A 19422-nucleotide genomic window follows, 5' to 3' on the forward strand; every position below is an offset into this window, starting at 1 on the left:
AAAACTACCAATGTTAGTATAGTTTCTATGAAGTTCATTTTTTTCTTTTCAATCTGAATGCTATGATGTGTTCTTTTACATCAGGGATTCTGATGATAAATCCAATCCCTACTACCACAGCATAAATTATCCATGTTTTTTCCAAAAGAGCCACATGTAGTAAACTTAAGATAACAGCTACATAGGCATACTTCTGAAGTTTCTTCCACTTCTTTTTTAAACGTTTCATCGATTTTCTATTCGATGTTAACAACAGTGGAATTAATGTTAATACAGCAATGAAACCAGCTACATAATTTACTTGAGTAAAGGTTTCCATAAATCCTTCCATCCATATAAAAATGATAAAGTGAAGGATACTCCAAACGGCAGCAGCAATACCCATTGCTTGACGTACAAAAAGATTATTTACCCCAAACAAGATAAAGAACGGAGTACATGTTAAAACAGCAGTTAACCATCGGATAGCAAATTCACCAGTAACGTGATACAACATATCCAATGTGGTTCGATCTCCTTTACCCATGCTTTCTACTAGCGATAGAGTAAAGCCATCGCTCCAATCCACTTGTATCATTTTCGTTAAAACGATAAGAGGTAATGCAGTAAGGATTGTCACGATAATCCAGCCGTAGTTTCGTTTAATGAATGCCATTCTTTTTTGTTTGTTAGGTATATGAAAGTTTAATCTTCTTTATTTTCTTCTTGATGATGTACTTCTGATGATCTCATTTTAAAGTCCTTCATGAACTTCTCTCTGTGCATCATGGCTCTTCTATTTTTAAATGGTGGTCGACCACCTCTTCCAAACAAGATTTTTGACATGGCCAATAAACCTAAGGATTGAAGGAAAGAGATCGTAGTTAACCCGAATATTACAGGCATCAGCCAGTTCCACAATTGCATAAATATAAATGTGATGGCTGTGATAGCTACTGCTCCAAAAACTATTTTCTTCGCTATGAATTTTTTCTTTGAAAACTTTTCCATGATTTCTTATTCTTTATTCATCATCTAATCGATGACTTGTTGTACCATAATTTTCAGCAATTAGTCTTTCATCAGTTTGAAGAGACTTTCCAATTGCTCTCTTAGATACAATACCGCATATCTTTTTCTGCTTATAAGGGTGTTGACCGTGAGTCCTGTAAAATCAGAGATTTGTTTAAAACTGTAGCCTTCTAATTCATGCCACTCGAAGACCTCCCTCTGTTCTTTGGGCAATTCCTCTAACCTCAATTGAATTTCTTCCCAGATCATATCTTTCATTAACTGTTCATCGGGCATAGTTTCCAATGAGGGAAGTAAGTCCATAAGGTTTAAACCTTCATCATCATCATTTACTTTTTGATCTTCGATAGAAAGTGGTTTCTTTTTTCTACGGTAATCAACAATCTTATTTTTTGCGACAGTATAGAGCCAAGAGATTGATTTGCGCAAATCTGAGATCTCATCAAATCCTCCGACAAAACTCAAAAACACATCTTGTGCGATGTCTTCTGCATCTTCCATTGAACCAATTTTCCCTTTGATGTAATTCGTCAAACGGCCTTGTTCCTCATGGTATGTGTCTTCGATATTTTGTTTTTTCCCTGTCATAAATATTGTATCTACCTATTAAGTCGATTAAGGGAAGATTATATTTTAAGAAAAGTGATATTTTTTCAAATAATTTTCAGAAAGTGGTTTTTTGAATAGTTTAAAGCGATTTTTATCAAATTATTTTTTGGGGCTAGGTAGTAGAATTTAGAAATTTTCTGATGAAAAAACCTAAGAAAACAAATCGCATCCAAATTATAATTCATATAATTCTAATGGCAATTGATCTGGATCTTCAAAAAATACGAATCGTTTGTTGGTATGTGGATCAATCATAATTTCTCCTGTTTCCACACCTTTGTCATTTAATTGTTGAATAACTTCTTCGATATTCTCTACTGCAAAGCATAAATGTCGTAAACCTCGAGCCTCTGGGTAAGACGGTCGTTCAGGGGTGTTTGGGAAGCTGAAAAGTTCTATCAAATACTCTCCTTGAAATGCTAAATCTAGTTTCCAAGAATCTCGTGCTTCACGATAGACTTCCTGAATCACCTCAAAACCCATCACTTCAGTGTAAAACTTTTTAGAACGTTGGTAATCATCACAGATGATAGCGATATGATGGAGTCTTTTTAATTTTAGCATTATTATTCTTTAATTTTTAAATACTTAGCAATCTTTTGAAGGCTACACTTTGTCGCTCACTTACTTCCACTTCATTACCACAACTAAGAGTGAGCTTCAGTTTTCCTTTGAACCAAGTATCAATATCTTTTATCTGATTAACATTGATGAGTTGTTGCCGGTTAACCCTGAAGAAAAAAGAAGGATCTAGACGACTTTCGATTTGGTTTAATGACTTATGAAGCAAAGGAGATTTATCGTCAAAAAAAACTTTAGTGTAGTTTCCTTCTGTTTCAAAAAGTGATATCTTACTCAGTTTTGCTAGATAACAGTCGTCAGAATCTTTGATAAAAATTGAATTATCCATTCCTAGTTGAGGGGCTTCCTCTACATCATGATTTAACTTCTGTAATGCAACATCTAACCTTTGCTGAGTAATTGGCTTCAACAAATAATCAATCGTACTGTAATCAAATGATTTAATAGCATATTGATCATAAGCAGTCGTAAATATAATATTTGGAATCTGATTTAAACTATTCAATATTCTAAAGCCATCCATATCCGGAAGGTGAATATCCAAAAAAATAAGTTCTGGATTCAATTCTCCAATTAGCTGAATTGCTTCTTCTCCTGTTTCTGCTTCTCCTACAATTTCAATTTCCTTGTGCTTTTTTAAAAGATGATTTAGTTCTAACCGAGCCAAGTTAGAATCTTCTACAATTATAGCTTTCATAATTAGTTTGGTTTAATAGTTATTTGTGCTGTTACAGAATGGTCTTTTTCAAAAATCTTAAAGTCGGCAGAATTATTCAACTCCGAAATTAATCTTTGTTCAAGATTCCTCAAACCTATTCCATTTCCTGGAGATCCTCTTAATGATCCTTGATTTTTTACATAAATAAATACCTCATTATTTTTATCAAAAACATGAACTTCGATACTGCTGCCTTTATTTATATCTCCATGTTTTATCGCATTTTCCAATAATAATTGAATGGACAAAGGGGGAATTTCAATATCCAATAAACGATCGTTCACTTTTAAAATAAACTCCACTTTATCTCCAAAGTGAAGTTGATTGAGTTGAATATAGCTTTTCACAATCTCAATTTCTTCCTCCAAATGAACTAGTGTTTTGTTCTGATAATTTAATATGTACCTCAATAGTTCAGAAACATGTACTAAAGATTCTCTTGCTGATTCTGCATCAATCAATATCAAAGAGCGAATATTATTGATGGCATTAAAAAGGAAATGAGGACTTAATTGATCTTTTAAATTAGAAAGTTCTAACTGCTTCAACTCTAGAGATAGTTTTAATTTATCTGTTTCTATCTTTTTCTGATTCTCAAAATATTTATAGTTAAAATAAATCAGTGACCAAATTGAAAGCACCATCAACATACTAAACATATAAGGTAAGACTTCAAATTCACCTTCGAGATAATTCAACTCTTCAAACTCAAAAACAATAAAAAAACATAGATCAATAATAGTCTTTAAGAAAGATATTATCATCAACACTGCTATACCTTTTAATATTGTGATGAGAATAGGTGTATTTTGAATAATAATTTTTGAATAAAAATACCTCAAGAACAGACTTATCATAAAGCCTGTTCCTGCGATAACTATTGAATAAAATATTGCTTCAAAATTGCATGTGAAGTATTGTGTTTGGAAAGTAACATTGATAGCATAAAGTATTACCCAACCTATCGTATTTGTTATCCAAAACTCTCTCCTTGCATTAAAGAGCAGATTTAATTCTTTTGAATTCGAATCCATTATAATATAAGTTTCCGTTGTCTAACACCATCAAATAAGTTCCAGTATTTCTCCCTATTCCTGCTTCTTGAGCAGTAGAATCATCTACTATTTTAAAAAATGGCTGTGGCAGACTGTCATTCGTTTTCGATTGAAGAAAAGCTTGAAGTACCCCATCTGTTTCTTTAAGTTCTAGTTTGGCTGTCGAAAAATTGAAAGTTTTTGCTTCTCCACAAGAGATGGCATTGATGGCTTCGTACTTACCTAATCGGTTTTTCCAAGAATCTGTAATTTGCTTATTATCAAACTTATTTCCAACATATCCTTCTCTTCCTGTATGAACACTTACTGATTTTACTAAAATCTCGTTGCCTACCTTTACAAATCTATATTTCTGATTTAACTGAGGGATAAAGTAAAAAAGGGAGTCGTTTTGTTTTTCAAAATCTGCAGTAAAGCTTCCTATTTTTAGATGAAATCTGTCAATACTATCCACATCAACTTTGTATGTTCCGATAGTATATGTTCCTAAAATTTCTTTCGGAGAAGGTATTTCTGTTTTTGCCTCTTGAAATTGTGCTCTATTTACGACACTTAGTTTAGCTTTCAATTCTTTTTCGGTGTTCAAATAATCTAGTAATACCGATCGAGCACTCACATAACCTGCATCTGTATTCGACATGACTACCACTCCTACTTTTAGTTCAGGAATATATTTATAGTCTGCATGAAAAGAAGGTGTATCTCCTCCATGACCATACATTTTAACTTCTTTCGTTGAGTTCTTTTTATTGTTGACTGTTACTTCTTGAACAGTTAAAGCATAAGCAGTACCCTCCCAATCATCAAGTAGTTTGGTCTTAGTAAATCTCTCCTTTTCCATTTCATTGATACTCGTTTTATGCATCAGTTTTCCCGATGATGACTTCCCTTTGTTGATCATCATCATCATGAATTTACTCATATCTAAAACATTAGAATTAATCCCTCCGATACTTGGAATGACACTACTTTCTTGAATTTGTTCATTCTTCAAGTAACTCACCGGAATGTTTTTATTCACAGTAGAATTTTTCATACCTAAAGATTGAAAGATCTCTTTATTGATGTATTCTGAATAATTCATGCCGCTTTCTCTTTCGATAAGTTCCCCCAATAACATGTAGCCGACATTAGAATAAGAAGTAAAATAATTTCTAGGCGATGCCATCTTTTGTTTATTCAAAGCATCTATTATCCATTCATTTTTTGGTAATTCTTCTGTAAACATTCCATTTAGAATATCATTAGGAAGTCCCGATGTATGTGTTAGAATATCTTTGATGTAAATGTTGTTATCTGTATCAAAATCTGATTTTATTGTTAGTTCAGGAATATACTTTTGAATAGGATCATCTAAAGATAACTTCTGTTCCTCTTGAAGTTTTAGAAGTGATAACGCAGTAAATGATTTTGTTATTGAACCGACTCTGTAAATACTTTGATCGCTGGCTTTTATTTCTTCTTCTTTGTTCGAATAGCCATACCCATTGGAATAAACTACTTTTTCGTTGTCAACAATAGCAATACTTACTCCTACAGTTTTCTTTGCTTCAATTTTTGCGTTAAAAATGCTATCGATAGTATTTTTAGTTTCGGGTTTGATAGAATTGAAAGTTTGTCCAAATACTACTCCTGATGATACAATTTCAGCTGCTACAAAAAGTGCGACTATTCTAAGGATGATTCTGATTTTCTTTTTCATGGTTGGATTTCGTTTTTATTTTCACAATGATTATGATACAATAATCCAACAATCCTTTCCGACATCACACCATTATTTGATGAACGCATGACGCTAATGATGAACGCAGATTGAACATAAAAAAAGAGCACACTTCCTAAAAAGTATGCCCTATTTGGATAACGAACAATTGTTATTTCTTCTTTTTCTTAAGCTTTTCGACTTTGTCTTTTAAAAGCTCGATGATATCATCTTTATCTTTTAGTTGAGATTTCAGAATCTTGATTTGGTCTTTCAACAATGCTACCTCATCAGATGCTGTTTCTGTTTTCTCTTTTTTCTTCTTTTTGATTTCGACATGGATGTTTTCTGTTCCATCCTCATCTTTTACTTCATCGACGTTGACATCTACAAAATCAGTTTTTTGCTTTACATCATCCATTGCACCTTGAACAGCATCAAATACATTTTTGATCGTATTTTTTACTTTTTCCTTTTGTGCGTCGTCGTTCATTCTTGGAAACACAAAATCATTTAAGATGTCCTCAAATGGATTGTGTGGGTCTTTTTTGCTCATGGCTTAATTAATTTGACATTTTTAAAAATAAATGGAGAACGAAGTTCTGAAGAAGTATTCATTCTCCATTGTTTAAGTTAACGAAATTAAATGGGATTGGGTTGAGTATTTCTCATTAATTTGATGATTTATAATTCACCGTACCTACTTCATACACCTGTTTTCCTACTCCTTGAAGTTGTAAGTTAAGCTCCTGCTTGTCCTCACCTTCTGATGCATAATTAGAATAAACCAATGTCCTTAAGCTCACAGGACCAAATAGAGACTGCTTATTGTTCCCGAAATAATGCACCTTAATGATAAAATCTCCATTATAACCGTATTTCAGTCTAAATTCCTCTGGACCATAACCTCTCGTAAAATCTTGAGACATACGACCTCCTATTTTTGTATTCTTATGACTATAAAAACATTTTTCTTCCAATGGGTCAATCACCCATAAATCAATATCAGTATCCAAAAGGTCCCAATCAATGACCACTCTTATGTCTAAAGGCATAGAATAAATAAACCTAGAATCGATATTCGAAATATCTAATTGATCTTTATAGAGGGTAATTAAGCGATTCATTTCATGAAGGATGATAAGCTCAATATTTCCGAAACGAGCATTGACATCAGCATCCCACTCGTTTTCAATAATAAAATACAGTTGGTCTAAGGCTTTTTGATAATCACCCTTATCCTCATACATTAAGGCCAAATCTCTGTAGTTCTGAGGTTCAAATGGTCGAAGTTCAATCAATTTATGAAAGATGTATTCAGATTCATCAAATTGATGGAAGGATTGTAGCTTTCTCCCTAAATTTCTTAGCAGTTCGTGTCTCTCTAAATCCAACTCAGCTAGATTCGAAATCACTTGTACCCCTTTATCTTTTCTATCAGTTTCAAAGAAATATGAGGCCACATCATAATAAAAAGAAGGAGAAAATTGATACTCTTTTTTCAACTGAAGGTATTTTGACCATTGTTCTTTTTTACCTACCTCTTTTAGTTGGACTAAATATTCTGCACCTGAATCATAAGGAACAAGTCGAGAAGTAACTTTCTTTTTCTTTTTAGGTGCTTGCCTTTTCATATCTGCTTGTCCACCCCAAGAATCACTTTCTGCTCTGCCCCAAGAATCAATATCACTTTCAGATTCAAATTCTGCAGGAGCACTTTCTGCCATATCATAATAGACCACTTCTTCTAATTCGACTTCCTCTTCCACAACATCTGTATTGGTCACTTTTTTGATCTCTTTCTTTGGAGGGACATAACCACTCATATCCTTTACATTATTCCACCATTCAATATCTTTTTGAAATTCAGAATACACACGATCTAACCTTTCCTTATAGTTTTTCACTTTTTTCTCTTTTCCTAAAGCCATCAAACGATCGTATTCCTTTCTTAAAGATGCAGGAGGGTCTATTTCATATCGAACATAATCTTCTACATTATCTAAAACAATAAATGATGTATAATCAGATACTAAACCATATTTCAAGGCTAAATCTGTAATTCGATCTTTGTTCCTTTCAGGTAGAGTACTTAGTTCATTAATCTGCTTCTGACACCAAAGTCTTTCTACTGTAGCATACTGTTTATCTGTTGCTTCCAGAACTATATCTTTAGAGTACAATATTTCTTGAGCTGTACCTACATTTACTCTAATCTTCGCTTGAGATGATTTTAACATACCTGCAATAGATAAATGTGTATCAAAAGTGATGGGTTTACTTGGGTAAACATCTTCTACTTCTCCTTCGAGTACTTCAACATTTAAATATCTTACAAGAGAAGTCGAAAGTCTTGTTACAGCTTGATCCAAACTCAATTGATTTAAATTGATATACCCTCCATTATTCTGATTTGCTACCGCTGATAAATAATTCCCATTGATTTTCTGACTTGAGCTCACCGTAAACAATGGTTTCTCTAAACTGATAAGTTCAGCTTCCGATAAATTGGAAATCCCATTCGAAAACAACCAACATTCATCTTCTGAAACCGATTGGATGATTGAAGCATCAATTTTACTTCCTCCATCATATTCTAATTGCGATAAATAGTTGATTAAGCTTTCTACATTCCCGTCTCGAATAGTAAACTTCTTTTGATCTTTAACTTTATAATTGAAAGTTTTTACGTTCACCTGTATATTCTTATTCCACTTGAAATAGGCCTTCAGTAAATCAAACTCCTTGTCTATGGATCTATCATCAAATACTGAGGACACATCCCAATAGATCAAAATAGATGACGGTTGTTTCTTTGGATTTTGTTTTATCTCAGGAATGGTATTTAAATAGAAAAAATGATCATCCGTTATTGTCCCTTTAACAGCTAATACTTCTTTGTGATCATTATCTGCTGGTAAGTTCAAAGATAGTTTTGACTTTAAGAAAAGATCTTTCCCTTCTAATTTGGCGACTACCGATTTATTTACCCTTTTGATATCTAACTGAAGTCCATCAGGATCTAGAATATTTTTAGTTACGCTCTCATTAATGATCTCAACATCCACCTTAAGTTCTTCTAACTTACTTTGAAAACTTAAGGGTAACTGATAATTGTACTTATTATTTAATTGGCTTAGTTCCTCTTCGAAAGTGATAATACACTTCTTATATCCTTTAGGTGGGATTGGATACAGTCTTGTTTTAAAATTATTACCCACTGTTTTCTCTAAAATTGCAGGGTCTACATTTTGCCTCACAATCTCTTCAAATACCTTCTTTGCTTTATCTTTTTTGATAACAACTCCTTCTCTCCATTCTCCATTAATCTCCAAAGAAAAAGCAGACACCGTTGCTCCCTGTTTTAATGGGAAATTGAGTTCTCCTTCCATAATCCGATTTCCATAATTATAGAAGTGCATTTCCATGGTCGTTGTGGCTATATTATCTAGAATTTCGACATGCACACATAGCTGTTTTAAGGCAATAGAATCTTCATCACTTCTTGGGTTCAAAATATTGATCACTTGGGCATTTATAACACAAGAAACTGTTAGGAAGAGTAATAATAGTTTGTATTTCATAGGAGAGTCTTTTAGGTTGATACATTGTGTTTTACAATATAACATTGAACTCTCCTACGTTGATGTTTACTAATGTTAAGTATAAGATACTATTGAGTTATACTATGTTAACGACGTTAAAAAGAATACCCTAAACCAAATTTAACTCCTCTTTCGGCCAATTTATAATGATAATTTTCTGAAGGAATTTCTACCAACGCTCTTACTTTATAATATGGATTGGCAAATATAGAAATGCCATTGTTGAAGTGATACTGAGCACCTATACCAATGTAGGCACCAAACCCATTCTGTTTATCACGATATTCTTCTGAGTTCAAATCATAAGAAAAAACAGTACCGGTGTTAAAGTAGAAATACTTTAAGATATTGAACTTTACACCTACAGGAATATCAATAATATTTTCTTTTGAAGTAAAGCTGATGTGTTCTCCGTTTCCAGAAATGTAGGAAGTCTCTAAGGTATGTTCTGAATACTCGATAGCTGCTTCTAAATCAATTACTCTGGATAATTTTCTTTGATATTGTAGTCCAAGATTAAAGAAATCTTGTCCATCGTAAGAAGCCCCTCCATCCAAGGTCTGAAAAGACGATTTAACACTCTGACCCAAGCCTGAATAGGTAAGAAAAAAAGTATTTTTCTTAATATCTTGAGAAAATGAAGTACCGTAAATACAAAATAAGAATGCGATAAATAGATTTAGTTTTTTTGTCATGGTTTTAAGTTAAATAGTTAGAGAAAGAAATAGCCTTTCGCTTGAAGACTTTTTAATTCAAAAAATGAAAGATTGCTTTTCAGAGGTAAGACAATTTTTAAGAACATATAGACAAAAAAAATCCTGTTTCATTTCTGAAACAGGATGTGTACTCCGTACGGGATTCGAACCCGTGCTACCAGGATGAAAACCTGGCGTCCTAACCCCTAGACGAACGGAGCGGGGTATTGGTTTATAGTCTCAATCAGACTTTGTACTCCGTACGGGATTCGAACCCGTGCTACCAGGATGAAAACCTGGCGTCCTAACCCCTAGACGAACGGAGCGGGGTATTGGTTTATAGTCTCAATCAGACTCTGTACTCCGTACGGGATTCGAACCCGTGCTACCAGGATGAAAACCTGGCGTCCTAACCCCTAGACGAACGGAGCGGGGTATTGATTTTTAGTCTCAATTAGACTTTGTACTCCGTACGGGATTCGAACCCGTGCTACCAGGATGAAAACCTGGCGTCCTAACCCCTAGACGAACGGAGCGGGGTATTGATTTTTAGTCTCAATTAGACTTTGTACTCCGTACGGGATTCGAACCCGTGCTACCAGGATGAAAACCTGGCGTCCTAACCCCTAGACGAACGGAGCGGGGTATTGGTTTATAGTCTCAATCAGACTTTGTACTCCGTACGGGATTCGAACCCGTGCTACCAGGATGAAAACCTGGCGTCCTAACCCCTAGACGAACGGAGCGGGGTATTGATTTACAGTCTCAATCAGACTTTGTACTCCGTACGGGATTCGAACCCGTGCTACCAGGATGAAAACCTGGCGTCCTAACCCCTAGACGAACGGAGCGGGGTATTGATTTTTAGTCTCAATTAGACTTTGTACTCCGTACGGGATTCGAACCCGTGCTACCAGGATGAAAACCTGGCGTCCTAACCCCTAGACGAACGGAGCAACTGTTTTTTGCGAGTGCAAAGGTAATAGAGTCATGCCATCAGTCCAAACGATTTTCAAAAAAAAGATGAAATATTACAATCATTAAGAAAAAATAAATGTTAGTGTGCTACTTTTGAGGAAGTAAAAATTAAAAATTCATGATCGACCTTTTAGAAGCAAGTTACCAAAAATACAATCAACCTAATTTCATTGAAGACGATCCAATCAGTATTCCTCATTCGTTCTCCAAAAAAGAAGATATTGAGATTATGGCCTTCTGGGCCAGTATGTTAGCATGGGGTCAACGTAAAACAATCATCAATAAATGTAGGGAATTAGTCACTTTAATGGACGGTGCTCCACACGATTTTATCATCAATCATCAGGAAAGTGATTTGGAAAAGTTACTCACATTTAAACATCGAACGTTTAACGATGTGGATACTTTGTATTTTATTTCTTTTTTTAAGAGACATTATCAACAATTTGACTCTTTGGAGGATGCTTTTTTGATAGGTTATTCACAAAATGACGAAAATGTTGAAAAGTCGTTGATAAATTTCCACAATTATTTCTTTGATGATGAACACGCACCACATCGCACAAAGAAACACATTGCCACCCCAGCTAGAAAATCTGCTTGCAAACGTTTGAATATGTTTTTGAGATGGATGGTAAGAAAAGATAATCAAGGAGTAGATTTCGGAATTTGGGACACCATACAGCCTAGCCAACTCATCTGTCCACTTGACGTACATGTCGAAAGAGTGAGTAGAAAATTAAAACTCTTGGAAAGAAAACAATCGGATTGGAGAGCCGCTGTTGAGTTGACCAATGAATTAAAAAAATTAGATCCAAATGATCCGGTACGATTCGATTTTGCGTTATTCGGGTTAGGTTTAGAAAAATTTGCGAGTAGTTAATCAAATAGAAATTTTTATCAAAAAATCTTTTGGAAAATATATTAACACTTACTCTATCTATTGAGAAAAATCACCAAATTGAACAACTTAAACAACTACCTTTGTTAAACAAACGTATAAAACACACTTAAAAATCAAGTTATCAAAATGAAACTAAAATATATACTTCTCAGCTTTCCTATAGTTGCATTACTTTCATTCACTAATAATGATCCACTTAAAGAAAGTATTAGTCGCGGACAAGGCGTGTATATGGTCAATTGCATGCATTGTCATTTACAAGACGGTCAAGGAGTCGAACCAACCGTTCCTCCTTTGGTAGGTGTAAAATATTTAGTAGAAAATAAACATCAAGCGATTCGACAAGTTTTACATGGCTTGGAAGAGCCGATTACCATTAATGGAGTCACTTATGATGGAAACATGCCTGAACAGGGTGCATTATCGGATCAGGAAGCAGCTGATGTATTAAATTACATTCGAAATTCTTGGGGAAATAAAGCCCCAATGATCAGTGCTCATGAGGTAGCAATGGAAAGATAATTAGTAGATTAAAAGAATTTTACAATATAAATATTTTATAATTACCTAAATCAATTAATTTTGCAGCATCAGTCCATGGGGAATGATATTTCCATGGACTTTTCATTTATATTCCAATCATATCGAATCTCATGCAAGAGCGATACGCACAACGAGGAGTTTCTGCCTCAAAAGAAGATATCCACAACGCCATTAAGCGTTTGGACAAAGGATTATTTCCAAAAGCATTTTGTAAAATTGTTCCGGATATCCTTACGGGTGACGACGAGTACTGTGCCATTATGCATGCCGACGGTGCTGGTACAAAATCATCTTTAGCTTACTTATACTGGAAAGAAACAGGCGATATGTCTGTTTGGAGAGGTATTGCTCAAGATGCGATCATAATGAACACAGACGACCTTCTTTGTGTAGGTGCAACAGGTAATACTTTACTTTCTTCTACAATTGGTAGAAATAAAAACTTAATTCCTGGTGAAGTAATCTCTGAGTTGATTAACGGTACTGAGGAAGTACTTCAGATGTTAAGAGACAACGGATTCGAAATTCATTCTACAGGTGGTGAGACTGCCGATGTAGGCGATCTAGTAAGAACTGTGATTGTCGATTCTACCGTAACCACTCGTATGAGAAGAGACGAAGTGATCGATAATAGTAATATCCAAGCAGGTGATGTTATTGTAGGTTTGGCTTCATACGGTCAGGCTACCTACGAATCTGAATACAATGGCGGTATGGGTTCTAACGGTTTAACTTCTGCTCGTCATGATGTTTTTGCTAAATACTTAGCAGAAAAATATCCTGAAAGTTTTGATCCTCAAGTTCCAAACGACTTGGTATACTCTGGTTCTCAAAAGTTAACTGATGCCATTGCTGACTTAACTCTTGACGCAGGTAAACTAGTATTATCGCCAACAAGAACATACGCTCCAATCATCAAGAAAGTATTGGACGAACTTCGTCCTGAAATTCATGGTATGGTTCACTGTTCGGGTGGTGCTCAAACTAAAGTGCTTCACTTCGTGGATAACGTTCACGTGGTAAAAGACAACTTATTTGCAGTTCCTCCATTGTTCGAAATGATCCACAAAAACAGTGGTACAGATTGGAAAGAGATGTACAAAGTATTCAACATGGGTCACCGTATGGAGATTTATGTGGATCCTAAACATGCTCAGACAATTATTGATATTTCTAAATCTTTCAATGTGGATGCACAAATTATTGGTCGTGTAGAAGCAAAAGAAGGTGGAAAATCACTTGATATACACTCAGAATTTGGTAAGTTCTCGTACTAATCAAATTAGCTGATAAAAACAGAGACTTAGTCTCCTAGATATCTTTCGAGGGGTTTCACCTCCTCGTTAACAAAGAAAGTTCAACTCATGTTTTATGAAAATCGTTTGATTCTCAAAAACCGAGTTGAACTTTTTCTTTTTTGAAACAAACTCTTTAATACATTAAAAGAGTAACTTTCGACTTATCTATTCTTCAATCGTTTGACATCTTTCACCATCCGAGCCAAATCCTTCCCTTTCTTACGACGTTCAGCAACTGTCGATTCAAAATGGGCTTGTTCTCGACCTAATCTCAAATAGTTCTGATACGCTTCTTCAGGAATTTCATCGTTATTGACTGCTTCGATCACTGCACAACCTCTCTCGTGAGTATGTGTACAATCGGAGAAACGACATTGATCGGCTAATTCCTCGATATAAGAATAAGTGGTGCTCAAACCATCATTATCTGATACCATCCCAACTTCTCTTGTTCCGGGGTTATCAATCAGAATACCTCCAGAAGGCAAAACATGAAGCGATCGTGAGGTGGTCGTATGTTTACCTCTATCTGTCCCCTCTCCTATTGCTCCTGTCACTAGAAATTGATCATCAAATAATGCATTGATAAGGCTTGATTTACCTACACCCGAAGAACCTAGAAAACAATAGGTCTTGGCTTCTTCTATGGTTACTTTCATCAAACTCATTCCTTCATAAGAAGTAGCTGATGTACATATCAAGTCAATATCAAATAATCGGTTTTCGATCTCAAACTTCATTTCCTCTAGTTTATTTTCAGAAATCAAGTCCACTTTGTTCAAAATAAATACCGGATGTATACCAGCATCATAACAGAGCGTCATGTAACGTTCCATACGGTTGAGGTTAAAATCACGATTGACAGCTTCGACAATAAAAGCAGTATCGATATTCGAGGCGATGTATTGCACCTCTGCATCTCTACCTACTGCTTGACGCTTAAGGGCACGCTCTCGGTGGGCTACTTCGTGAATCAACGCCTTGTCTTCATCAAAAATTTGAATTCTTACCCAGTCGCCTACCACGGGGAAATCGGATCGATCCGAAGCCGTAAATCGGAGTTGACCAGTAATTTCTGCTGAAAATGATCCTTGTTCATTTTGGACTACATAACGTTCTTTATGTTCCTCAATGACTCTTGCGAAATCGTTTTCATCAAATCCTTGAAATTTATTTAAAATATTTTTTTGGAAGCCTAATGAGGCATTAGAAATTTTCTTTTCCAATTTCTTCTTTGTTTAAAATGAATGATTTTTTGATATACTCTCGACGGATCATCTTACTGAAAGATGTACCGGAAAGTAGGGATACAACAAACCGACAGGTACTTTTTTAGTACCTAATAACAAAGGTGATTTAAAATGGAAATTGCACCTGTCGGTCTACGCCGAGATAGGATGCACTATAGGTAATGTATGTGTCATAAGCCACAAAGATGAGAGTTAAGTTGAACGAATGCAACTTTCTCAAAATGAAGTGTTTATTTATTGATGTTTATTAAATAATTGAGATTCTTTTCTTGTTCTTCTTGAATCCCCAAGGGCAGTGTTTACATTGGTTTTTACAGCAATATCCTCTTTTTATATGATACGCTTTTGTAAAAACATACAAGCCATTTTCGATATAATAATCTTCTCCTTCTTTTAATTTCTCGCTGCTCATATTTCAAAAAAAATGTTCTTCACCAAAAAAGACATTTCATAGGCACGGACTTTCAATATAACAGAAAAGATTGGAAATACCATATTTTTGAAATGAACTTTTTGTTAATATAATTCTGTTGTTTTGAATAAAATCGAATTTTAATTTCAAACAAAACATTTGCAACAAAATTAAATTTTGATTTATCAAATAATAACTCTAACTTATGATTAAGCAAACGATCAAAACATCACCAAAAAACAGAACAAAACTTTGATCAATTGCTACCGTGCACCGCACATCAAAGTATTTTTTTATTTGATTCAACGTGCATACCTCTAGACGGGAGATTGTGCGTTATTACATCCTTCTCATATGTTTATTGAAATCACAGACCACGCTTTCAATGCGATGTCCAAGCGATGTCGACATTGGAGAAAGAAAGATTATCTAAACATCGTTCACCAAGCATACAAATCAGAATGCTATGGTAGTCATTGCAAAAGGGACAAACGAAAGTATAAGTCCTTTATCTTCATCTTCGAGGACACCCGTCTCATTACCGTTTACCGTTCTCGAAAAAAATCTAAAAACTACATAAACAGGGCCTCATGAAGCATTTTGTAAAACCAAAAGTGACTGCATCTGCACTAGGAAACGATTATGAGTTCAATGTCAACATTAGAGCGAACTCAGAATTCGAACTTGGCGTCTGTGCTCAGCTGATTCAAAGAATGAAAGACATTCTGGTCGACAACGAAATCCAAAGAAGGGGATTAAAAGAGTTGTATAAATTTGCTGACAAAGAAGACGAAGAGCAGTTCTATGATATTCTTCGCATGAGTATTTGGGAGGAATTAATGGCTCAAGGAGATGTAGTACTCGACTTAGGTCGTAGTGGCTATAGACGAATGGATGGGGAAATACGTCAGATGATTAAATGATGCATTCCCTTTTTTTAGTATCGATTTTTTCTGGATACATCAATTTTTGATTTTTATTAAACCTTTATAATGAAAAAGACCCCGTCCAAAAACGGGGTCTTCCTATATAAAAGGCATTGCCTTTAAAAGCCAAGAAATAAGGTTGATTCTAGTAGCCCGATGGCATACAGAATCTAATGTGTTGTGCTTCTACACTACTAACTGATGCTACTTGTTGAAGTTCCTCAGATCTTCTTGCAATAGCTTCTTCTTCACGCATTTCGTCAACTACTGGAGCTACAAAGTTGTCCATTACCGACGATACTAATTGTAAATACTTAGGATTGGTAGCATAACCTGCATTCGCAATGGCTTGAATTTGCTCATTTGCATTGAATGTATCGAATAAACCATTATTCCTATAAGTATGATAACTAGTTAGCACTTTACAGTAGTCCTCAACAGCCTGTTCTAAAGAAGAGTAAACTCTATATCTACGGTATCTTTGTTCGCCGTTATCATAAACGAGTTTACTTTTAGTAGGGTTAGTTGATGCAATATTGAAAATTCTGAAGTCCTTTCTTAATTCCCAACCTTGCTCAGCTATTGCCTGTGAGATAGCTACTTTAGTATTAATTCCATATTTTCTACAGATCGGGTCGAAAGACTTATACAACAAACGTATGTAGTTCTCTCTTTTAATTTGATCCGTATCTTTTACACTTACAATTGAATTATTAGAAGAAGCGAAGGCTAAGTCCAGGTTTCCAAAAGGTAATGCTATAATGGAAAAAATGAGTAAAAACTTTTTCATTAAAAGTTTATTTCGTGAAAATATCAAGTGTCCGTCTGACGCTTGTGCTGATTATCAGCGAGTTACAGATTGATTTTGTGTTTTTCAAAATGTTGACTGCAAATATATAGCACACGTATGTAATAAAAAAATTTTCAAGTTATAATTTTCATCACCTTAATTTTAACTATTCTAGTTATTAATTGTACTATTCTAACATAACACTATAAACGACCACGTTTTTTAAGAAAAAACCGAGATAGCATAGCACTTTATGATGATGAAATATTCTTAAAAAATTTAACCTAATTAACTTTTATTTAAAATAACACGTAAGTTTTCTCTAGAATGACACAAAATTCATCACATTAAGTGTACATATAACTCCACTATCACATTAACATTCCAGACCTAAAAGTGTTCAACAATCTGTTTTTCAGATGAAATTCTTTTGAAATGATCAGAAAATCAATAATTTGTATATAAATATCTTATACTCTATACTATTCTCTTAGTGCCCTAAACTTTAAATTGACTTTTATAAATAAATGAGAAATCACTCTTCAGATTTTAAAAAGGAACTATTACAACAGAAAAGCTGGATCAGAATGGGTATCGCTGGAATTGTACTTTGTGGTACAGTGATAACTTATGCCGTTTTTAATGGAAGCGATGGAAGTAAGCAACAACGAATGCGTATTAATGAACTGGAAAAAAGAAATGCACAGATTGAAGCAGAAGGAAGTGCATACCTATCAAAGATCAAACATCAAAATGATCGGATTCTAGATCTTAAAGATGATGTTTTAAGACTTGAGAAAAAGCTCAACTTAAAAGAAGCGGAATTAACTACTCATGATCAAACACTTGACATGAAACAAGGATCGATACGATCGTTGGAATCTCGTATTTCTGAGTTAAAAGACGACAAATATAGAATGCAAAGAAATATCGATGAGAACAATCGAGTAATACAAGAAATGAGTCAACGTTCCAAAGAACAAAATGAATTACTCAAGCAGACTCAAAATCAATTAAAAGATGTACAAGCTCAGTTAGAAAGAATACAAGCTAAACATCTTGCTGCTTTAAAAGATCAAAAATTAGCGGAACAGTCTGAAATAGCTGCACAGGAGGCCTTACGTAATCAAAAAATGTTGTACTCTAATTTAATGCAAGAATTAGCGACAACTCGTGCCAATTTAAATACCGCTACTTTACAAGCAAACGATAAAGATCTTCAATTACAGTTGGCTCAGCAGAAGGAACTTCAACAGCAACAACTACAATACAAAGAAAAAGAGTTACAAACACAGGCAAATACCGACCTTTATAAGCTGATTTCTGTGACAAGTATTGTTTTGGTCATTGCCTTGATTATTTTTGTAGTGTTCGCATTACAAAAATCAGATAATGATTTTATATTATTTAGTCGATCACAAAGGAAAGACGAAGTTACTTAAACTAATCGAAGAGTATTTTACATCTAATTGCAGATAGCGGCTCAACAAAAACAGATTGGACATTAATCAATCCATCTGAAAAAAAGGTGATTTTTAAACTAACCTCACCTGGTTACAATCCATTTTTTTGGTCTGAACAAGATTTGCTGTCTTCATTTATTAATGATGAAGAACAAATTGCCCCTTATATAAAAAATGCTGATCTCGAGATCTTCTTCTACGGTGCTGGCTTAGGAAGTGAGGAAAACAAATCAACTATTCAATCGGCGCTAGAAAAAGTATTTTACTCAAAAAATATTTTCGTTGAAGATGACCTTTTCGGAGCAGCAAGAGGCTTACTTCTAAATTATAGAGGTATAGCTTGTATTTTAGGTACAGGTGCAAACTCAGGGTATTATACCGGAAAAAAAATAGCGAACCGCCCCATTTCTCTTGGTTATTTATTGAGTGATTTTGGAAGTGGAGCGACGATAGGACTGGCTTTTTTAAAGCTATTACTAACGAATAAATTAAACATTACGACCATCGACTCTTTCATAGAAGAATTTGATTATAGTACAGATTACATTCTAAGTCGATTATATAAGGAAGAACGCCCGAATGCATTTTGTGCTTCTTTTGCTCCTTTTATTATTAAATCAGTTGAACTTGACCCTGCACTAAGTTCGATGTTAAAGCAACAAATGATGATGTTTGTTGACTATTATGTCTTGCCTTTTGTTCGATCTAAGAAAGAACGTATTAGTATTACAGGAAGTATTGCGTATCACTTCAAATCATATATAGAAGATGCCTTTCATGAAAATCAATTACAGAAACCCGAAATAGTGGCTTCCCCTTCTGAGGGTTTGATTGAATATCATATGCATCATCTCAACTCATAATTCAATTGGGTATCAATT

The 19422-nt window shown here is 34.5% G+C and carries 19 protein-coding genes and 8 tRNA genes; 6 read left to right on the forward strand and 21 right to left on the reverse strand.

The genetic code is table 11. From position 1 onward, the window contains the following. Positions 1 to 34: 34 nt before the first annotated feature. The 18 genes from KMW28_RS18565 to KMW28_RS18650 form a co-directional block, all read right to left on the reverse strand. Complete coding sequence (locus KMW28_RS18565) at positions 35 to 655, reverse strand: ferric reductase-like transmembrane domain-containing protein (protein ID WP_169666759.1); 621 nt, start codon at positions 653 to 655, stop codon at positions 35 to 37. Between the two features lie 29 nt (positions 656 to 684). Further along, on the reverse strand, positions 685 to 990 hold the full coding sequence (locus KMW28_RS18570; protein WP_066212016.1) for a hypothetical protein: 306 nt from the start codon (positions 988 to 990) through the stop codon (positions 685 to 687). Between the two features lie 60 nt (positions 991 to 1050). Beyond that, positions 1051 to 1599 carry an RNA polymerase sigma factor gene (locus KMW28_RS18575; protein ID WP_169666756.1) on the reverse strand — a complete coding sequence of 183 codons (549 nt, stop codon included), beginning with the start codon at positions 1597 to 1599 and terminating at the stop codon, positions 1051 to 1053. Positions 1600 to 1794: 195 nt separating this feature from the next. After that, complete coding sequence (gene gloA2, locus KMW28_RS18580) at positions 1795 to 2184, reverse strand: SMU1112c/YaeR family gloxylase I-like metalloprotein (protein ID WP_169666753.1); 390 nt, start codon at positions 2182 to 2184, stop codon at positions 1795 to 1797. Positions 2185 to 2200: 16 nt separating this feature from the next. Further along, positions 2201 to 2899, reverse strand: a complete 699-nt coding sequence (locus KMW28_RS18585; protein ID WP_169666750.1) for a LytR/AlgR family response regulator transcription factor — start codon at positions 2897 to 2899, stop codon at positions 2201 to 2203. Positions 2900 to 2901: 2 nt separating this feature from the next. Further along, a complete protein-coding gene (locus KMW28_RS18590) occupies positions 2902 to 3954 on the reverse strand; it encodes a sensor histidine kinase (RefSeq protein WP_169666747.1) in 1053 nt (350 codons plus the stop codon). Then, positions 3917 to 5677 (reverse strand): serine hydrolase domain-containing protein, encoded by a 1761-nt coding sequence (locus KMW28_RS18595; protein ID WP_169666744.1) that lies wholly within the window; start codon positions 5675 to 5677, stop codon positions 3917 to 3919. Before KMW28_RS18595 ends, KMW28_RS18590 begins: the two co-directional genes overlap by 38 nt. Positions 5678 to 5849: 172 nt before the next feature. Beyond that, positions 5850 to 6233, reverse strand: coding sequence for a hypothetical protein (locus KMW28_RS18600; protein ID WP_066212010.1), 384 nt, complete (start codon positions 6231 to 6233; stop codon positions 5850 to 5852). A 115-nt stretch (positions 6234 to 6348) separates the two neighbouring features. Continuing rightward, the gene (locus tag KMW28_RS18605) at positions 6349 to 9261 is read right to left on the reverse strand and encodes a VIT domain-containing protein (RefSeq protein ID WP_169666741.1); all 2913 of its coding nucleotides are present in this window, start codon (positions 9259 to 9261) and stop codon (positions 6349 to 6351) included. Positions 9262 to 9377: 116 nt separating this feature from the next. Further along, a complete protein-coding gene (locus KMW28_RS18610; protein ID WP_169666738.1) occupies positions 9378 to 9977 on the reverse strand; it encodes an outer membrane beta-barrel protein in 600 nt (199 codons plus the stop codon). A gap of 149 nt (positions 9978 to 10126) precedes the next feature. Next, positions 10127 to 10198, reverse strand: a tRNA-Glu gene (locus KMW28_RS18615). Positions 10199 to 10231: 33 nt separating this feature from the next. Beyond that, positions 10232 to 10303, reverse strand: a tRNA-Glu gene (locus tag KMW28_RS18620). A gap of 33 nt (positions 10304 to 10336) precedes the next feature. Next, positions 10337 to 10408, reverse strand: a tRNA-Glu gene (locus KMW28_RS18625). Between the two features lie 33 nt (positions 10409 to 10441). After that, positions 10442 to 10513, reverse strand: a tRNA-Glu gene (locus KMW28_RS18630). A gap of 33 nt (positions 10514 to 10546) precedes the next feature. Then, positions 10547 to 10618 (reverse strand) — tRNA-Glu (locus KMW28_RS18635). Positions 10619 to 10651: 33 nt separating this feature from the next. After that, positions 10652 to 10723 (reverse strand) — tRNA-Glu (locus tag KMW28_RS18640). Between the two features lie 33 nt (positions 10724 to 10756). Beyond that, positions 10757 to 10828: transfer RNA gene (locus KMW28_RS18645), tRNA-Glu, on the reverse strand. Between the two features lie 33 nt (positions 10829 to 10861). After that, positions 10862 to 10933 (reverse strand) — tRNA-Glu (locus KMW28_RS18650). Positions 10934 to 11073: 140 nt separating this feature from the next. Here KMW28_RS18650 and KMW28_RS18655 point away from each other — a divergent pair. The 3 genes from KMW28_RS18655 (at position 11074) to KMW28_RS18665 (ending at position 13679) form a co-directional block, all read left to right on the forward strand. After that, the gene (locus tag KMW28_RS18655; RefSeq protein WP_169666967.1) at positions 11074 to 11838 is read left to right on the forward strand and encodes a TIGR02757 family protein; all 765 of its coding nucleotides are present in this window, start codon (positions 11074 to 11076) and stop codon (positions 11836 to 11838) included. A 147-nt stretch (positions 11839 to 11985) separates the two neighbouring features. After that, positions 11986 to 12381, forward strand: a complete 396-nt coding sequence (locus KMW28_RS18660) for a c-type cytochrome (RefSeq protein ID WP_066212002.1) — start codon at positions 11986 to 11988, stop codon at positions 12379 to 12381. Positions 12382 to 12512: 131 nt separating this feature from the next. Beyond that, the gene (locus tag KMW28_RS18665; RefSeq protein WP_169666965.1) at positions 12513 to 13679 is read left to right on the forward strand and encodes an AIR synthase related protein; all 1167 of its coding nucleotides are present in this window, start codon (positions 12513 to 12515) and stop codon (positions 13677 to 13679) included. Positions 13680 to 13861: 182 nt separating this feature from the next. Here the strand turns inward: KMW28_RS18665 and rsgA are convergent, their stop codons facing one another. Both rsgA and KMW28_RS18675 read right to left on the reverse strand, forming a co-directional pair. Continuing rightward, positions 13862 to 14926 (reverse strand): ribosome small subunit-dependent GTPase A, encoded by a 1065-nt coding sequence (gene rsgA, locus KMW28_RS18670; RefSeq protein WP_169666963.1) that lies wholly within the window; start codon positions 14924 to 14926, stop codon positions 13862 to 13864. Positions 14927 to 15197: 271 nt separating this feature from the next. Then, positions 15198 to 15362 (reverse strand): DUF5522 domain-containing protein, encoded by a 165-nt coding sequence (locus tag KMW28_RS18675; protein ID WP_169666961.1) that lies wholly within the window; start codon positions 15360 to 15362, stop codon positions 15198 to 15200. Positions 15363 to 15952: 590 nt separating this feature from the next. Between KMW28_RS18675 and KMW28_RS18680 the strand changes: the two genes are divergently transcribed. Beyond that, complete coding sequence (locus KMW28_RS18680) at positions 15953 to 16285, forward strand: hypothetical protein (protein WP_169666959.1); 333 nt, start codon at positions 15953 to 15955, stop codon at positions 16283 to 16285. Between the two features lie 148 nt (positions 16286 to 16433). Here KMW28_RS18680 and KMW28_RS18685 read toward each other — a convergent pair whose 3' ends face one another. Then, the gene (locus tag KMW28_RS18685; RefSeq protein WP_169666957.1) at positions 16434 to 17078 is read right to left on the reverse strand and encodes a glucosaminidase domain-containing protein; all 645 of its coding nucleotides are present in this window, start codon (positions 17076 to 17078) and stop codon (positions 16434 to 16436) included. A 527-nt stretch (positions 17079 to 17605) separates the two neighbouring features. On the opposite strand from KMW28_RS18685, the gene KMW28_RS18690 reads away from it, so the two are divergent. Both KMW28_RS18690 and KMW28_RS18695 read left to right on the forward strand, forming a co-directional pair. After that, positions 17606 to 18520: a coiled-coil domain-containing protein gene (locus tag KMW28_RS18690; RefSeq protein WP_169666955.1), complete on the forward strand. Its 915-nt coding sequence runs from the start codon at positions 17606 to 17608 to the stop codon at positions 18518 to 18520. A gap of 86 nt (positions 18521 to 18606) precedes the next feature. After that, entirely contained in the window at positions 18607 to 19404 is a 798-nt protein-coding gene (locus tag KMW28_RS18695) for a hypothetical protein (protein WP_169666953.1), read from the forward strand. Positions 19405 to 19422 lie beyond the last annotated feature (18 nt).

The organism is Flammeovirga yaeyamensis (assembly GCF_018736045.1).
GTDB lineage: Bacteria > Bacteroidota > Bacteroidia > Cytophagales > Flammeovirgaceae > Flammeovirga > Flammeovirga yaeyamensis.

What these genes read in the sequence shown, in the direction of transcription:
- KMW28_RS18565 (WP_169666759.1), bottom strand. Translation starts at nt 655, where the DNA reads ATGGCATTCATTAAACGAAACTACGGCTGGATTATCGTGACAATCCTT.
- KMW28_RS18570 (WP_066212016.1), bottom strand. Translation starts at nt 990, where the DNA reads ATGGAAAAGTTTTCAAAGAAAAAATTCATAGCGAAGAAAATAGTTTTT.
- KMW28_RS18575 (WP_169666756.1), bottom strand. Translation starts at nt 1,599, where the DNA reads ATGACAGGGAAAAAACAAAATATCGAAGACACATACCATGAGGAACAA.
- gloA2 (WP_169666753.1), bottom strand. Translation starts at nt 2,184, where the DNA reads ATGCTAAAATTAAAAAGACTCCATCATATCGCTATCATCTGTGATGAT.
- KMW28_RS18585 (WP_169666750.1), bottom strand. Translation starts at nt 2,899, where the DNA reads ATGAAAGCTATAATTGTAGAAGATTCTAACTTGGCTCGGTTAGAACTA.
- KMW28_RS18590 (WP_169666747.1), bottom strand. Translation starts at nt 3,954, where the DNA reads ATGGATTCGAATTCAAAAGAATTAAATCTGCTCTTTAATGCAAGGAGA.
- KMW28_RS18595 (WP_169666744.1), bottom strand. Translation starts at nt 5,677, where the DNA reads ATGAAAAAGAAAATCAGAATCATCCTTAGAATAGTCGCACTTTTTGTA.
- KMW28_RS18600 (WP_066212010.1), bottom strand. Translation starts at nt 6,233, where the DNA reads ATGAGCAAAAAAGACCCACACAATCCATTTGAGGACATCTTAAATGAT.
- KMW28_RS18605 (WP_169666741.1), bottom strand. Translation starts at nt 9,261, where the DNA reads ATGAAATACAAACTATTATTACTCTTCCTAACAGTTTCTTGTGTTATA.
- KMW28_RS18610 (WP_169666738.1), bottom strand. Translation starts at nt 9,977, where the DNA reads ATGACAAAAAAACTAAATCTATTTATCGCATTCTTATTTTGTATTTAC.
- KMW28_RS18655 (WP_169666967.1), top strand. Translation starts at nt 11,074, where the DNA reads ATGATCGACCTTTTAGAAGCAAGTTACCAAAAATACAATCAACCTAAT.
- KMW28_RS18660 (WP_066212002.1), top strand. Translation starts at nt 11,986, where the DNA reads ATGAAACTAAAATATATACTTCTCAGCTTTCCTATAGTTGCATTACTT.
- KMW28_RS18665 (WP_169666965.1), top strand. Translation starts at nt 12,513, where the DNA reads ATGCAAGAGCGATACGCACAACGAGGAGTTTCTGCCTCAAAAGAAGAT.
- KMW28_RS18675 (WP_169666961.1), bottom strand. Translation starts at nt 15,362, where the DNA reads ATGAGCAGCGAGAAATTAAAAGAAGGAGAAGATTATTATATCGAAAAT.
- KMW28_RS18680 (WP_169666959.1), top strand. Translation starts at nt 15,953, where the DNA reads ATGAAGCATTTTGTAAAACCAAAAGTGACTGCATCTGCACTAGGAAAC.
- KMW28_RS18685 (WP_169666957.1), bottom strand. Translation starts at nt 17,078, where the DNA reads ATGAAAAAGTTTTTACTCATTTTTTCCATTATAGCATTACCTTTTGGA.
- KMW28_RS18690 (WP_169666955.1), top strand. Translation starts at nt 17,606, where the DNA reads ATGAGAAATCACTCTTCAGATTTTAAAAAGGAACTATTACAACAGAAA.